Origin of the sequence: Ramlibacter albus, assembly GCF_014297445.1 — a bacterium.
Classification (GTDB): Bacteria; Pseudomonadota; Gammaproteobacteria; order Burkholderiales; family Burkholderiaceae_C; genus Ramlibacter; species Ramlibacter albus.
Window position 1 is genome coordinate 55,592 of sequence record NZ_JACORU010000001.1, and the last position, 14,236, is coordinate 69,827.

At 66.7% G+C, this 14,236-nt stretch carries 13 protein-coding genes; 1 reads left to right on the top strand and 12 read right to left on the bottom strand.

The features are described 5' to 3' along the window. Positions 1 to 79: 79 nt before the first annotated feature. Positions 80 to 2,047, top strand: coding sequence for an AMP-binding protein (locus H8R02_RS00260; RefSeq protein WP_187079351.1), 1,968 nt, complete (start codon positions 80 to 82; stop codon positions 2,045 to 2,047). A gap of 90 nt (positions 2,048 to 2,137) precedes the next feature. On the opposite strand, the gene can is transcribed toward H8R02_RS00260, so the two are convergent. From can to H8R02_RS00320, 12 genes are read right to left on the bottom strand one after another with little or no spacing between them, the layout of a single operon-like run. Further along, positions 2,138 to 2,791 (bottom strand): carbonate dehydratase, encoded by a 654-nt coding sequence (can, locus tag H8R02_RS00265; protein ID WP_435531256.1) that lies wholly within the window; start codon positions 2,789 to 2,791, stop codon positions 2,138 to 2,140. A gap of 8 nt (positions 2,792 to 2,799) precedes the next feature. Beyond that, positions 2,800 to 3,588 carry an enoyl-CoA hydratase/isomerase family protein gene (locus H8R02_RS00270; RefSeq protein WP_187079353.1) on the bottom strand — a complete coding sequence of 263 codons (789 nt, stop codon included), beginning with the start codon at positions 3,586 to 3,588 and terminating at the stop codon, positions 2,800 to 2,802. 31 nt (positions 3,589 to 3,619) lie between these two features. Further along, on the bottom strand, positions 3,620 to 4,414 hold the full coding sequence (locus H8R02_RS00275) for an enoyl-CoA hydratase-related protein (RefSeq protein WP_187079354.1): 795 nt from the start codon (positions 4,412 to 4,414) through the stop codon (positions 3,620 to 3,622). A gap of 28 nt (positions 4,415 to 4,442) precedes the next feature. Beyond that, positions 4,443 to 6,449 carry an acetyl/propionyl/methylcrotonyl-CoA carboxylase subunit alpha gene (locus H8R02_RS00280; protein ID WP_187079355.1) on the bottom strand — a complete coding sequence of 669 codons (2,007 nt, stop codon included), beginning with the start codon at positions 6,447 to 6,449 and terminating at the stop codon, positions 4,443 to 4,445. Beyond that, positions 6,449 to 7,252: an enoyl-CoA hydratase/isomerase family protein gene (locus H8R02_RS00285; protein ID WP_187079356.1), complete on the bottom strand. Its 804-nt coding sequence runs from the start codon at positions 7,250 to 7,252 to the stop codon at positions 6,449 to 6,451. Before H8R02_RS00285 ends, H8R02_RS00280 begins: the two co-directional genes overlap by 1 nt. Before the next feature lie 10 nt (positions 7,253 to 7,262). After that, on the bottom strand, positions 7,263 to 8,426 hold the full coding sequence (locus H8R02_RS00290; RefSeq protein WP_187079357.1) for an acyl-CoA dehydrogenase family protein: 1,164 nt from the start codon (positions 8,424 to 8,426) through the stop codon (positions 7,263 to 7,265). 29 nt (positions 8,427 to 8,455) lie between these two features. Further along, positions 8,456 to 9,649: a CaiB/BaiF CoA transferase family protein gene (locus tag H8R02_RS00295; protein ID WP_187079358.1), complete on the bottom strand. Its 1,194-nt coding sequence runs from the start codon at positions 9,647 to 9,649 to the stop codon at positions 8,456 to 8,458. A gap of 5 nt (positions 9,650 to 9,654) precedes the next feature. Next, positions 9,655 to 11,262 (bottom strand): acyl-CoA carboxylase subunit beta, encoded by a 1,608-nt coding sequence (locus H8R02_RS00300; RefSeq protein ID WP_187079359.1) that lies wholly within the window; start codon positions 11,260 to 11,262, stop codon positions 9,655 to 9,657. Between the two features lie 10 nt (positions 11,263 to 11,272). After that, positions 11,273 to 12,100, bottom strand: coding sequence for an SDR family NAD(P)-dependent oxidoreductase (locus H8R02_RS00305; protein ID WP_187079360.1), 828 nt, complete (start codon positions 12,098 to 12,100; stop codon positions 11,273 to 11,275). A 33-nt stretch (positions 12,101 to 12,133) separates the two neighbouring features. Then, the gene (locus H8R02_RS00310; RefSeq protein WP_187079361.1) at positions 12,134 to 12,550 is read right to left on the bottom strand and encodes a MaoC/PaaZ C-terminal domain-containing protein; all 417 of its coding nucleotides are present in this window, start codon (positions 12,548 to 12,550) and stop codon (positions 12,134 to 12,136) included. A gap of 19 nt (positions 12,551 to 12,569) precedes the next feature. Beyond that, entirely contained in the window at positions 12,570 to 13,013 is a 444-nt protein-coding gene (locus tag H8R02_RS00315) for a MaoC family dehydratase N-terminal domain-containing protein (RefSeq protein ID WP_187079362.1), read from the bottom strand. An 18-nt stretch (positions 13,014 to 13,031) separates the two neighbouring features. Next, positions 13,032 to 14,216, bottom strand: a complete 1,185-nt coding sequence (locus tag H8R02_RS00320; protein WP_187079363.1) for a lipid-transfer protein — start codon at positions 14,214 to 14,216, stop codon at positions 13,032 to 13,034. Positions 14,217 to 14,236: the final 20 nt, after the last annotated feature.

Genomic DNA, 14,236 nt, shown 5'->3' on the forward strand with positions numbered 1-14,236 from the left:
GGGCGTGATCTCCTCGGGGAGTCCTGTTGCCGCCACTCCGCGCTGGACGGCACCAAGGGGTTGCGCTAATCTCGTGGCAATGGATTCTACCAAACGACCGTTCGATTGGCTCCCTGATGACGAGACTGTTTCGCGGTCCGTCCTGTCGGCCTTCATTCGCCATACCGCACAGCCGGACCTTCGTGCCCTGCAGCGACGGGCGGATGCCGATCCTGCCTGGCTGATGAGCCAGGTCTTCGACTTCTGTGACTTCCGTTTCTACAGGAGTCCCGAATCCATGCTGGACACCTCACGGGGCATCGAGTGGGCACGCTGGTGCACCGGAGGCACCACCAACATCGTGCTGAACTGCATCGACAGGCACAGAGGCTCGCCAGTGTGGGAACGCACCTTCATCACTTGGGAAGGTGAAGATCCGAAGCAGCGCCGCGAGTTGAGCTATCGCGAGTTCGACGCCGAAGTCTGCCGGCTCGCGGGCGCGCTCAAGGCGCTGGGCGTTGGCCAAGGCGACCGCGTGGGCCTGTACATGCCGAACCTGCCGGAAACGTTCGTGGCTTTCTTCGCGGCACTGAAGATCGGCGCCGTGGTCATGCCGCTTTTCTCCGGCTTCGGCCCCCAGCCGCTGGTGGCACGGCTGAACGATGGAGAAGCCAAGATCGTCCTCACCGCGGACGGGACGTGGCGGCGCGGCACCGCAGGCGCGATGAAGTCGGTGCTCGACGACGCGCTCGCGTCGGTGCCGAGCGTGGAGCACGTGCTCGTACTGCGGCACCTGGGCGACGCGATCCAGTGCCCCATGGCTGCGGCTCGCGACCTCGATTGGGCCGAAACAGTCTCGCGGCAACCCGCCGAACTCGCCACGGCGGAGATGTCGGCCGACGATCCCGCGGTTCTTCTCTACACCTCCGGCACGACGGGCAAGCCCAAGGGCTGCGTCTGGACCCATGTGAGTTTCCTCGGGTCCATGGTCACCCGGGACATGCACATCTGCGCCGACTTCCGCCCCGACGACCGCTTCTTCTTCATGAGCGACATGGGCTGGATGGTGGGCGCGATGTGCGCGTGCATCCCGAGCTACTTCGGCGGCAGCCTGCTCGTGGCCGAGGGAACGCCCGACTACCCGGACACCGGCCGCTTCTGGCGCCTGTTGCAGGACCATCGGGTCACGTATCTCGGAGTCGCTCCCACCCTGATTCGAAGCCTCATGCGCTATGGCGATGAGGAGGTTGCGCGTTACGACCTCTCCGCGCTGCGCATCACGGTCTCAGGGGGCGAGGCCTGGACCGAAGCGCCGTGGCGATGGTTTTTTGAACACGTCTGCAAGAAGCGCCTGCCCTTTCTCAACATCGTGGGTGGTACAGAGGTGGGCGGCTGCAATTTCATCGGCACCGTGCACCATCCGCTTCGCCCCGGCTCGTTCGGCATGGGGGGCCTCGGCGTGGGCGTGGACATCGTCGATGACACGGGCCGGCCGGTGGGCCCCGGGCAGGTAGGAGAGCTGGTGCTGCGAAACCCGAACATCGGGTTCACAAAGAGCCTGTGGCGCGACGACGAGCGCTATCTCGACAGCTACTGGCGTACGCTTCCGGGATTGTGGGTGCACGGCGACTTCGCGATGCGCGACGAGGACGGGCTCGCCTACATCCTCGGCCGCAGCGACGACACGATCAAAGTGTCCGGAAAGCGCACGGGACCATCCGAAATCGAAACCCTGCTGACCGGGACCGGCAAGGTCTCCGAAGCCGCGGTCATCGGAGTGCCCGACGAAGTGAAGGGTTCGGCGATCGTCTGCGTCTGCGTGCCGATGCCGGGTGTGCCTGCCGACACGGCCCTGGAAAGCGAGCTCTCTGCAGCGGTCGTTCAAGGCATGGGAGCGTCCTACCGCCCGCGCCAGGTGCTGCTGGTGACCGACCTTCCGAAGACTCGCAACATGAAGATCATGCGCCGCGTAGTGCGCGCCGTCTACAGAGGGGACAGCCCCGGAGACCTTTCGTCACTGGTCAACCCGGAAGCCGTCGAGCAGCTGCAGGCGAAACTCGCGCATTGAATCCGGTGCCGGCGTCCTGATGATGCGGGCTTCGCGCGCCATCCCGCACCAGACGATCCCGTCGATGCCTTGGCCGCAGGATCGACCCGGTCAAGGTACGCCCAACGCTGCCAAGGCCTCCACATAGCCCGACTCCCGCGCGTCGTTGCCTGCGACCGCGTCGCTGACACGGTGCAACAACCCGTCCTCGAGACCGTAGACGAAGCCGTGGACCTGGACGGACTGTCCCCGTTCCCATGCGCGGCGCAGGATGGTGGTTCGGCAGACGTTGCTCACCTGTTCGATGACGTTGAGTTCGCACAGCCGCGCACCCTGGCTGTCCGGAGAGCCCGCTGCGTCAAGCCGGGCTTCATGCTTGAGCGCGACGTCCTCGATATGGCGCAACCAGTTGTCCGCCAGGCCAGTGCGGCGGCGGTCGATGACCGCCTGGACACCTCCGCAGCCGTAGTGGCCGACCACCAGGACGTGCTCAACCTTCAGCACTTCAACAGCGTACTGCAGGACAGTCAGGCAGTTCAGGTCGGAGTGCACGACGAGATTGCCCACGTTCCGGTGAACGAAGATCTCGCCGGGACGCAAGCCGACAATTTCATTGGCGGGCACACGGCTGTCGGAGCAACCGATCCAGAGGTATCGCGGGGACTGCTGGCCCGCCAGCCGCGTGAAGAATTGCGGGTCTTCCGCGCGGCAGCGGGCCGACCACGCACGGTTGTTGCCGATCAGGGTATCGATGCCACACATCAGGGGACTCCTTAGCGGCCCTTCCACACCGGCTTGCGCCTTTCGGCGAATGCACGGGGGCCTTCCTGCGCATCCTCGCTCGCGTACGCCGCGCGATAGATGTTGTGCGCCAACGCGATGCCCGCCTCGCAGCCAGCGCTCATCGCGGTGAGGATCGATTCCTTCCCCGCCACCACCGACAGTGGGGCGTTGTCCCGGATCTGCTCGGCGAGTGCTTGCGCGCGCGCGCGGACTTCGTCAGGCGTGTCCTCCAAGTAATTGATGAATCGGAGATCGTGAAAGGTCTCGATCGGATAGAGCTCGCCCGTGAGAACCATTTCCATCAGTAGCGGCTGGGGCAACATCCACAGCAGCGGGATCGCCCAGGGGCTGCCCCGCCCCGCGATGCGTGTTTCGGTGATTCCCACCTTCGTGCCCTTGAGCCCCACGCGCAGGTCGGAGTTGAGCGACAACATCATGCCGCCTGCGATGAGGTGCCCGGTCATGGCCGCGATGACCGGCTTGACGACGCGGCGCTGGCGGGCATGGAACGGGTCTTTCATCTTGCTCAGGATGTCCACGCCTTCCTCCTGCTTCACGCGCGAGGCCTCGCGCAGGTCCAGGCCTGCGCAGAAGGTGCCGCAGTCGGCGGAGGTCAGGATCGCGACTCGCACGGCCGGGTCCGCATCGACTTGGCTCCAGCAGTCGTGGAGCCGATTGGCGGCCGCGGGCGACAGCGCGTTGCGCACTTCGGGCCGGTCGATCTTCACCGTGGCAATGCCGTCACGCACTTCGTAGGTGACCGTGTCCGCGTCGTTCATGCTGCGTCTCCTTCAGTTGTTGCCCACGCCGTCACGCCGCTGCGACTTTCCAGGCGGCAGGGCGCTTGCCTAGGAATGCCGCAATACCCTCCGCGGCCTCGGGCGTTTCCCATGCATCGGCCAACGCCTCGGCGGTATACGTCCGGCATTCCCGCGGCGGGCGTCCCGTGACATCGTTGAATAGTTTCTTGGTGGCGGCGATCGAGCTGACCGGCAGGGACAGCACCAGGTCGATCTCCTCGGCCACTGCCGAATCCAGCTCGTCGGGGGTCGCCACCCGGTCCACCAGTCCGATGCGCTCCGCCTGCTCGGCGTCGATGAACCGCGCGGTCAATCCGTACCTGCGGGCCCTGGCCAGTCCAAGCCGGCGCGCCACGTAGGGCCCGATGTTGGCGGGAACGAGCCCCAGCTTCGCCTCGGTGAGCGAAAAGCGCGCGGTGCTGGAAGCGACCACCACGTCGCAGATGCAGGTCAGGCCGAAGCCCCCGCCAGTCGCGGGTCCGTTGATGCGGCCGATCACCACTTTGGGGAGATGATCGAACTCGTAGAAAAGGTCGGCAAGCGGGAGCGAATCGGCGATGCGCTGATCCCTGCCCTGCGACAGGACGGTCTGCATCCATTTCAAGTCGCCGCCGGCGCAAAAGCTCTTGCCTTCGCCGGTCAGGACCAGGGCACGAACCTGCGCATCGGCCGCGACTGCGGCCAGCGCGTGGCGAAGCTCGCGGGTCACCTCCAGGCTCAGCGCGTTCTGTATTTCGGGGCGCGCGAGCGTCAGGCGCGCCACGTGCGCGCTGTCGCGCGTGAGGCGGATGGTTTGATAGTTCAAGGTCTCTCCTGCGAAGTTTGTCTGTGTGTCATGCTGGCGAGGCGGTGGCGTCCGCGGACATCACGGCCACCACGCGGCCTCGCTCCACCGTGTCGCCGGCAACCACCGACAGGCTCGCCACCACGCTGTCGTGCTCGGCACAGATCCTCATTTCCATCTTCATGGACTCCATGGTCACCACGGCGTCACCCGCGCGGACACGCTGGCCCACGACGGCATGTGTCGCAAGGATGGTGCCCATCATTGGCGTGCGCAGCTCGCCGGAGCCCGCGCTGCCCGCCGCCGCGCGCGCCAGGTACGCGGACACCTGCAATTCATGGCTGGCACCGCCAGCCTGCAGGAAGAGGCTGGAATCCCGGCGCGAAGCGGCGAGCGTCCGGACCTCTCCGCCGCACTCCCATTGCCACAGGCCGTTGCCGAGCGGCCGCAAGGCGATGCGGAATTGCGCATCACCGACGCGCACCGTCGTGAAGCCATCTGCCGCGGGAATGCCCAGGAAGACCTCGTGCCGCCGCGGGCCGTCCACCAGCAGCACGGCTGGCACAAGGGCGATCGGGTCACCCCCGGCGTGCATCTGCCAGCAGATGACGTCGGGGGCGGACCAGGCTCCCCAGTCGGGCGCGCGCGTGCGCTCGTCCAGCATCCACCACAGGCCGGCTGCTGCCACGAGCTCGAGCGGAACCGCAGACGATCCAGCGGGTTGCGCAAGCCACTCATCGATGCTGCGCGTGTGAAAGGTCGCGTCGCGGACCTCCGGCTGCGCCAGCAGGCGCCGCAGGAAGTCGGCGTTCGTCGTGACGCCAAGGACGCGGGTGGCTTCGAGCGCCGCGCTTGCGCAGTCGAGTGCTTCGCCCCGCCCGTCCGCATGGATGATCAGCTTCGCAAGCAAGGAGTCGTAGTGAGAAGTCACAACGGATCCCGCGCGCACCCCTGTTTCGACCCGGACCGCTCCCCCCGGCAACCACAGCTGCTCGATCGTCCCGGTCGCGGGCAGGAAGTCGTGTTCCGCGTCTTCGGCGCACAGTCTCGCTTCGATGGCATGGCCCCGAACTCGCACATCGTCCTGACGCACCGGCAGCCCTTCGCCGCTGCACACGCGCAGCATCAGCTCCACGATGTCGAGGCCGGTCACCTCTTCGGTGACGGGATGCTCCACCTGCAAGCGGGGGTTGACCTCGAGGAACCAGTAGCTGTCCCCGGCAACGAGGAACTCCACCGTCCCGACACAGCGGTAGTCCATGCGGCGTGCGAGGCGCACGGCGTCCTCGAGCAGGCGATCGCGAAGCCCATCCGGCAGAGGAGCGGCAGGCGCCTCCTCGACCAGCTTCTGGTGGCGCCGCTGCAGCGTGCACTCACGCTCGAACAGATGGATCACCTCGCCGCGGCCGTCACCCGCGACCTGCACTTCGACGTGCCGCCCGCGCTCGACGTAGGGCTCGACGATCAGGGCGGCGTCGCCGAAGGCGCTTCGCGCTTCCCGCATGGCCGTGGCAATCGAAGGGGCAAGTTCTCGCTCCTGCCGAACCACATGCATGCCCTTTCCGCCCCCGCCCGCCGCTGGCTTGAGCAAGACCGGCAGCCCCAGCTCCCGCGCGCGCAGCGCCACCTCCTCGGCCCGGTCGCTGGCTGCTTCCCCTCCTGCAAGGACCGGAATCGATGCCGCACGCGCTTCGGCCTTGGCCTGTCCCTTGTGGCCCAGGCGCCGAAGCGTGTCCGCGGCCGGACCGATGAATACGAGCCCCGCCGCTTCAACGGCCTCGGCAAACGCGGGGTTCTCCGCGAGAAACCCGTAGCCGGGGTGGATCGCTTGCGCGCCGGTGCGAAGCGCCGCCTCCACGACAGCGTCGATGCGAAGGTAGCTCTCGGCCGCGGTGGCTCCGCCGATTGCTATCGAACGCTCCATCATCGCGGTGTGCAGCGAATCGCGGTCGGCACTCGAGTGCACGCCGATGGGCGTGACGCCCAGACGGCGGCAGGTGCGGGCGATCCGGCACGCGATCTCCCCACGGTTGGCGACGAGGACTTTGCGGAACATCAGGTGCCGCTCCAGCGGGGGCGCCGCTTTTCGTTGAACGCGCGCACGCCCTCCTGGCGGTCCAGCGACGACACCAGGACGTTGTAGGCGGCGATGTCGAGCGTATAACCGGTATGGAAGTCGACCTCGCCCCCGCGCGTGGCCGCCACCTTGGCATAGTGCGCGGCCAGTGGCGCCGCGAGCGCCACCTCGCGTGCTTCGAGCAGCGCCGCGGCCAATGCATCGCCGGGCTCGGCGAGCGTGGTGACGATACCCCACAGCGCAGCTTCTTCAGCGGAAAAGCGCCGAGCCGTGAGTAGCAGTTGCTTGGCGCGACGGTGCCCGGCAGCACGCACCAGATTCTGGATGCCGCCGCCGCCCGGCATGATGCCTCGGCGCACCTCGGGAAGCGAGAACTGCGCCGACCGCGACGCGACGATCCAGTCGCACATCAGCGCCAGTTCGCAGCCGCCGCCGTGCGCGTGGCCTTCGACGGCCGCGATCACGGGCACCGGGAAATCCTTCACTGCAAGCAGAACTTCCTCTGCGAGCTGGTGCTGGCGCCGCCACTGGTGGTCGGTCATGCCGTGGCGCTGCTTGAGGTCGCCGCCTGCGCTGAATGCCCGATCGCCTGCTCCCGTGACGATCAGGACGCGCAGGCTGTCGTCGTATGCGAGCGCGTGGAGCGCCGCTCGTAGTTCGACGAACATTTGCGTATTCATCGCGTTCATCACCTCCGGGCGATCAAGGACGAGGCACCGGAGCCCATCCTCGGGCGAGGTGCCGGCGGCAGGTTCGACGCGAAGTGTTTCGTAGGGTCCCATCTTGCGGCAATCAGTAGGAACGGGGCATGCCCAGCAGGTGTTCGGCGACCTGCGCGAGCACCAGGTTGTTGGAAATCGGCGCGGTGCGGAACAGGCGGCTTTCCTTCCACTTGCGCTCGATGTCGTATTCGCACGCCACGCCGTAGCCGCCGAACGTCGTCATCGCCGCCTCCGCGGCCTCCCACGCGGCTTCGCTGGCGAGGTACTTGACCATGGTGGCCTCACGGCCGCAGGGCTGCCCCGCGTCGAACAACGTCGCCGCCTTGTTGCGCATCAGCTCGGCGGCTTCGACGTTCATGTGTGCGCGCGCAATGGGAAACTGCACGCCCTGGTTGGAACCGATGGGCCGGTCGAAAACGATGCGTTCGCGGCCGTAGGCAGCAGCCTTGCCGATGAACCAGTGGCCGTCGCCAATGGCTTCGCTCGCCACCAGCAGGCGTTCCGAATGCAGCGAGTCGAGCAAGTAGTGGAACCCTTTTCCTTCCTCGCCGATGCGGTCGTCGTCGGTCAGCTCGAGGTTGTCGATGAACACCTGAAAGGTGTGGTGGTTGATCATCGTGCGGATCGGCCGCGCGTCGAGGGCCTTGCCGGCCTTCGCGATATCGACCAGGAAGAGGCTGAGCCCTTCGGTCTTCTTCTTCTTCACCTCCTCGATCGGCGTGGTGCGCGCGATGAGCAGGTACATGTGCGAATGGCGGTACCGTGACGTCCAGATCTTCTGCCCGTTCACCACGTAGCCGCCTTCGACGCGGCGCGCGAAGGTCCTGATGGCCAGTGTGTTGGAGCCGGCGTCCGGCTCGGTCACTCCGAACGCCTGCAGCCGCAGGCTGCCGTCGGCTATGCGCGGCAGCGTGCGCCGCTTCTGCGCTTCGCTGCCGTGCCGCATGATCGACGCCATCGTGTACATCTGCGCGTGGCAGTGCACCGCGCTGGCGCCGTTCTGGTTGATCTCCTGGAGCACGAGACAGGCGTCCAGCAGGGGCAGGCCCGCGCCGCCGTATTCCTCCGGGATCAAGGCGGCCAGCCAGCCGGCCTCGGCCATCGCGTCGACGAATGCCTCGGGATACTCGCATTCCTGGGCGAGTTGGCGCCAATACTCCGGCCCGAATCTCCCGCACAGGTCGCGCACGGCCGAACGAATCTGCGCCTGGGTTTCCGAGTAGTCGAAGTTCATGGCACTTTCCTGGGCGCTTCCGGGCAGTCTCAGCCGATCACGCCGCGCTTGCGTAGCGCATCGAGCTGGGCCGGATCGAGTCCCATCTCGCCGAGCACCGCGTCCGTGTCGGCGCCCAATCGGGGCGGCGCCGACGGCAGGCGGCCGCGCAGCCCGCCGCTGTTGAAGGGCAGGCCGACGGTCCGGTGCGACGGCGCTTCCGGCAGCGGCACCGGCATCAGCACCTCGAGCGCTCGAACCTGTTCCTGCTCCAGCAACTGTCCGACGTTGTGCAGTTCGCTGCATGGCGCGCCGGCCGCGCGTAGCCGCTCAACGCATTCGGCTGTCGTGCGCGAGCGGGTGTGCGCTTCCAGCGCCGCGTGCAGCGCCTCGCGATGCCCGACGCGCGCAGGGTTGTCCGCGAAGCGCGGGTCGATCGCGAGACCGGGACATCCGAGCGCCGTGCAGATGCGCGCGAAGAGGCGGTCGTTCGCCGCCGCTATGAATATCTTTCCGTCGACTGTGTCGTACAGCTCGTAGGGGACCATCATTGCCATGCCGGAGCCCATCTTTCGGGGCAGCTTTCCGGTGGCCAGGTAATTGGCAATCGGAACCGCCATCCAGGCCATGCCCGTCTCGAGCAGGCTCGCGCCAACGCGCATCCCGCGCCCTGTCGCTGCGCGCTGCAGAAGCGCAGCGAGAATCGCCATGGTGGCCCACATTCCCGTGCCCATGTCCACCAGCGATACGCCAACTCGGGCCGGCTCATCGCCCTCGTGCCCGGTGACGCTCATGATGCCCGTGAATGCCTGCATCAGCGGGTCGTAGCCCGGCAGGCCGGCCATGGGACCGACCTCGCCGAAAGCGCTGATCGCGCAATAGACGAGTCCCGGGTTGCTTTCTCGCAGTGCGTCGTCTCCGAGCCCTCGCGACTCCGCGCTGCCCGGTTTGAGGGAATGCACCAGCACGTCAGCGCCTCCCGCCATCTGCGCCACCAGCCGCTGGCCTTCCGGGCGGTCGAGGTCCACCGCGACGCTCTTCTTGCTGCGGTTCAACGCCGCAAACCCCGTCGACATTCCTCCGACTTCGGGTGGCCGCCATGCGCGCGCGTCGTCGCCGCTGCCGGGCCGCTCGATCTTGACCACTTCGGCCCCGAGGTCGGCGAGAATCTGCGTGCAATACGGCCCTGCGACGTTCTGCGTGAGGTCGACCACGCGCAGGCCCTGCAGAATGGTACCGAGCATCGCCGTCACATCCTGAAGACGCCGAAGCGCGTCTCGAGCCGAGGCTGGCGGCCCGCGAGCTCGAACAGGAGCGCCAGCGTGTCGCGTGTCTCGATCGGGTCGATGACCATGTCGCACCAGAGGTGCGATGCGAAGTTGTACGGGCTCGCGAACGCTTCGAACTGGTCGCGGATCGGCTGCTTGAAGCTTTCGCGTTCCGCGTCGCTCCAGCTCGTGCCTTCGCGTTCGTGAATGCGGTCTCGCACCATCGTCAGCGTGGTGGCGGCCTGCTCCGGCCCCATGAGGGCGGCGCGCCCGCTCGGCCACATCAACATCGCGTGCGGCTTGAAGGGCCGTCCGCACATCGCGAGGTAGGCCGCCGCGTACGATCCGCCGGTGATGAGCGTGTAGCGCGGAACGTTGGCCGAAGCCATTGCGGTGATGAATTTCGCGCCGTGCTTCGCGATGCCCTCGCGCTCCACCGCCTGGCCGACCATGAACCCGGAGACGTCAGCGACGAAGAGCAGCGGGATGTCTCGCTGGCAGGCCAGTTCGATGAAGTGCGCGCCCTTGACGGCTGCCTCGGAGAAGATCACGCCGTTGTTCGCGAGGATGCCGACCTGGAAGCCCTTGATGCGCGCGAACCCGCAGATCAGCGTGTCGCCGTACAGCGGCTTGAACTCCTGCAGTTCACTGCCGTCGACCAAGCGCGCAATGACTTCGCGGTTGTCGGTGGGATGCCGTGTGTCAGCGCTGACGATCCCGTAGATCTCCCGTGGATCGTGCAGGGGCGGCCGCGCCGCGGCCACTTCCCACCGCTGCTTCGGCGGCGTCCCGAGTTGGGCGACGATGTCGCGCACGATCGCGATCGCATGGCCGTCGTTCTCGGCCAGATGGTCGGTCACGCCGCTCACGCGGCTATGCATTTCGCCCCCGCCGAGCGTTTCCGCATCGACCTCCTCGCGCGTCGCCGCGAACACGAGCTCGGGGCCACCCAGAAACATCGCGCCCTGCTTGCGGACGATCACCGCGATGTCGCACAGTGCGGGCAGGTAGGCTCCCCCCGCGGTGGACGGTCCGTGGACGGTGGCGATCTGCGTGATTCCCTCGGCCGACATCCGGACCTGGTTGTAGAAGATCGACCCGAACTGGCCGTCGTCCGGAAAGATGTGCGCCTGCTCGGGAAGGTTCGCGCCGCCCGACTGGACCATCGTGATGCACGGCAGACGGTGTTGCCACGCGAACATCTGCGCGCGTACGTGCTTCTTGGCCGTGATCCCATAGTAAGTGGCGCCTTTCACCGTGGCATCGTGGATCATCAGCATGCACGGGCGGCCACTGACCAGCCCCACCCCCGTGATGATGCTGCCGCCGGCAGGCACGCCTTCGTACAGGCCTTCGCCGGCCAGTTGCCCGAATTCCAGGAACGGCGAGCCGGGATCGAGCACGGCGGCCAGGCGTTCGCGCGGCAACAGCTGCCCGCGCTCCTTGTGCAGCCGGCGTGCCTTTTCCGGGCCGCCCGCCAGCGCGCGGGCGCGGCGTTCGTGCAGGTCGGCGATGCGCGCAAGGTATGCCTCGCGATTGCGCGCGTATGCGTTGCCCGCGGCCGGCAGGCTGGAAGGCATCACCGTCATGACGGAGTGTTCAGATGGAAACGCCGCCGCCGCAGATCAGCACCTGCCCGCTGATGTAGTCGGACTCCGGCGTGCACAACAGGTACACCGACCCGGCCGCCTCCTCGGGCGTGCCGGCGCGGCCGATCGGGATGCTGCGCTCCATCATGGCCATGAGGTCCGGGTTCACACCCACCTTGATCTGCCGTCCCCCCACGTCGATCGATGCGTTTCCGCCGGCCGTCGCTTCGGTCAGGCGCGTCTTGATGAGGCCAAAGGCCACCGCATTGACGTTGACCTTGTAGCGTCCCCATTCCTTGGAAAGCGCCTTGGTCAAGCCGATGATTCCGGCTTTCCCCGCCGAGTAGTTGGCCTGCCCCGCATTGCCGCCGGTGCCAGCGATCGATGAGATGTTGACCACCTTGCGGAAAACTTCCCGGCCCGCTTCGGAATCCAGCTTGGACTGGTGGCGGATGAAGTCGGCCGCCGCACGCAAGATCCTGAACGGTGCCGTGAGGTGCACGTCGAGGATGGCGCTCCACTGTTCGTCGGTCATCTTCTGGACCACGTTGTCCCAGGTGTAGCCGGCGTTGTTGACGATGATGTCCAGGCCGCCGAACCCTTCGACGGCGGCCTTGACGAACTCATCCGCGAATCCATCGGCCGTGACGCTGCCGGCACACGCCAATGCCTGCCCGCCCGCAGCCTTGATGGCACCGACGGTCTCCTGCGCAGGGCCGGCGTCGAGATCGTTGACGACGACCTTCGCGCCTTCGGACGCGAGCTTCATGGCGATAGCCCGGCCGATCCCCCGGCCGGAACCGGAGACGATGGCCACTTTGCCTTCGAGCTTCTTCATGGGTCAATCACTCCTGTCGGGAAATTCCGAACGTCAGTCGAGGGCGACAATGGCATCGCCGCTGAGCGTCACCTGCTCTCCGTTGCGCGAAGCCGTCAGTTCGATGCGCGCGCTCGGCCGTCCGCGGCATTCGAGCTTTTCGACCACCTTGCCGCTGCATTGCACGCGGTCGGCGACGTGCGTGATGGTGGCGAAGCGCACACCGTAGCTCAGGAGGCGGTCCTGCGGGACCCACTGCGTCAGTGCGCGCGCAAGGTAGGCCATCGACAGCATCCCGTGCGCGAACACGTCCTTCATGCCCGCCTGGCGGGCGAAGTCGATGTCGATGTGGATCGGGTTATGGTCGCCAGAGGCTCCGGCGAAAAGCGCCAGCGTGGTGCGCGAGATGGCGGGCAGCTCGAGCATGGGCATCGCATCGCCGACGTTCACGTTCCTGGGGTCGAAACTCATCGCGGGTTCCTTTCGCGTTTCAGCCATGGCGCACGACGATGACGCCCCGCATGTCGGCGACGTGTTCGCCCAGCTGGTTTGTGACCTTCGCTTCTCGCACAACGAATTCGAGCAGCCCGCCCTTCTTCTCGTAGATGTCGGTGACCCGCGTCTCGATTCGCAAGGTATCGCCCGCACACGCCGGCGCGTGAAACTCGAAGCGCTGTTCGCCATGGAGGACCTTGCCGAGGTCGATGCCGAAGTCCTGGATCATCTTCATGGACACCCCCGCATCGCTCTCTGCGCCGAAGATGAAGGTGGGCGGCGCGACGACGCCTCGGTAACCCGCGGCCTTGGCCGCGGCTTCGTCGGTGTGGATTGGATCCGTGAGGCCGATCACCTTGGCGAAGAAGGCGATGCGCCCTTTCTCGAGTGTCCAGACCGTCGCCGGCGGCGCATATCCGATGTGCTTCCTGTCGATCATTGCTTCGCCCCCCCGCGGTCAGGTTGCCTGGTAGAGGGTCACGACGCATGCGCCGCCGAGACCCAGGTTGTGCTGGAGCGCGTTGCGGGCTTCCTTCACCTGTCTCCGGTCGGCGGTGCCTCGCAGCTGGTGCGTCAGCTCGTAGCACTGCGCCAGGCCCGTGGCGCCAAGCGGGTGCCCTTTGGAGAGCAGGCCGCCCGACGGGTTGGTCACGACCTTGCCGCCGTAGGTGTTGTCGCCGTCGCGCACGAACTTCTCCGCGCCGCCTTCGGGGCAAAGGCCCAGGCTCTCGTATGTGATCAGCTCGTTGTGCGCAAAGCAGTCGTGCAACTCGACGACGTCCAGCTCGCCGGGGCCGACACCCGCCGCCTCGTAGACCTTGCGCGCCGCCTCGCGGGCCATGTCGTAGCCGACGACGCGCATCATGTCCTGCGACTCGAACGTGCTGGGGAAGTCGGTGGTCATCGCCTGGGCGGCGATGCGAACCTGCCGGTTCAGTCCGTGCTTCCTTGCATAGGCGTCGGAGCAGATCACTGCGGCGGCTGCGCCGCAGGTCGGCGGGCACGCCATCAGCCGCGTCATCACGCCTTCCCAGACCGTGGGCGACGCCATCACGTCGTCGACGGAGACTTCCTTGCGGAACAGCGCCAGCGGGTTGTTCACCGCGTGGCGGCTCGCCTTGGCGCGGATGGCTGCGAAGGTCTCCAGCCTGGTGCCGTACTTGTCCATGTGAGCCTTGCCGGCGCCGCCGAAATAGCGCAAGGCCAATGGAATTTCAGGGTGGCCCACCAGTTCGTCGGTGACATGGTCGAACTCGTCGAAGGGCGTCGGCCGGTCGGGAAACGCAGCCTTGATGGCGCCCGGCTGCATCTGTTCGAACCCGAGCGCCAGCACGCATTCGGCCGCGCCGGACTGGACCGCCTGCCGCGCGAGGAACAGCGCCGACGAGCCGGTGGAGCAGTTGTTATTGACGTTGAGCACCGGGATGCCGGTCATGCCCAGCGGGTAGAGTGCCCGCTGGCCGCAAGTGGAATCGCCGTAGACATATCCGACGAACGCCTGTTCGACTGCCTTGTAGTCCACTCCGGCGTCCTGCAGCGCCGCCCGGGCGGCCTTCTCGCCCATCACGTGGTAAGGCTCGCTTGCACCTGGCTTGGCGAACGGAATCATGCCGACGCCTGCGACGATGACTGTTTGACTCATGACTGGCTCCTGGGGTTGTG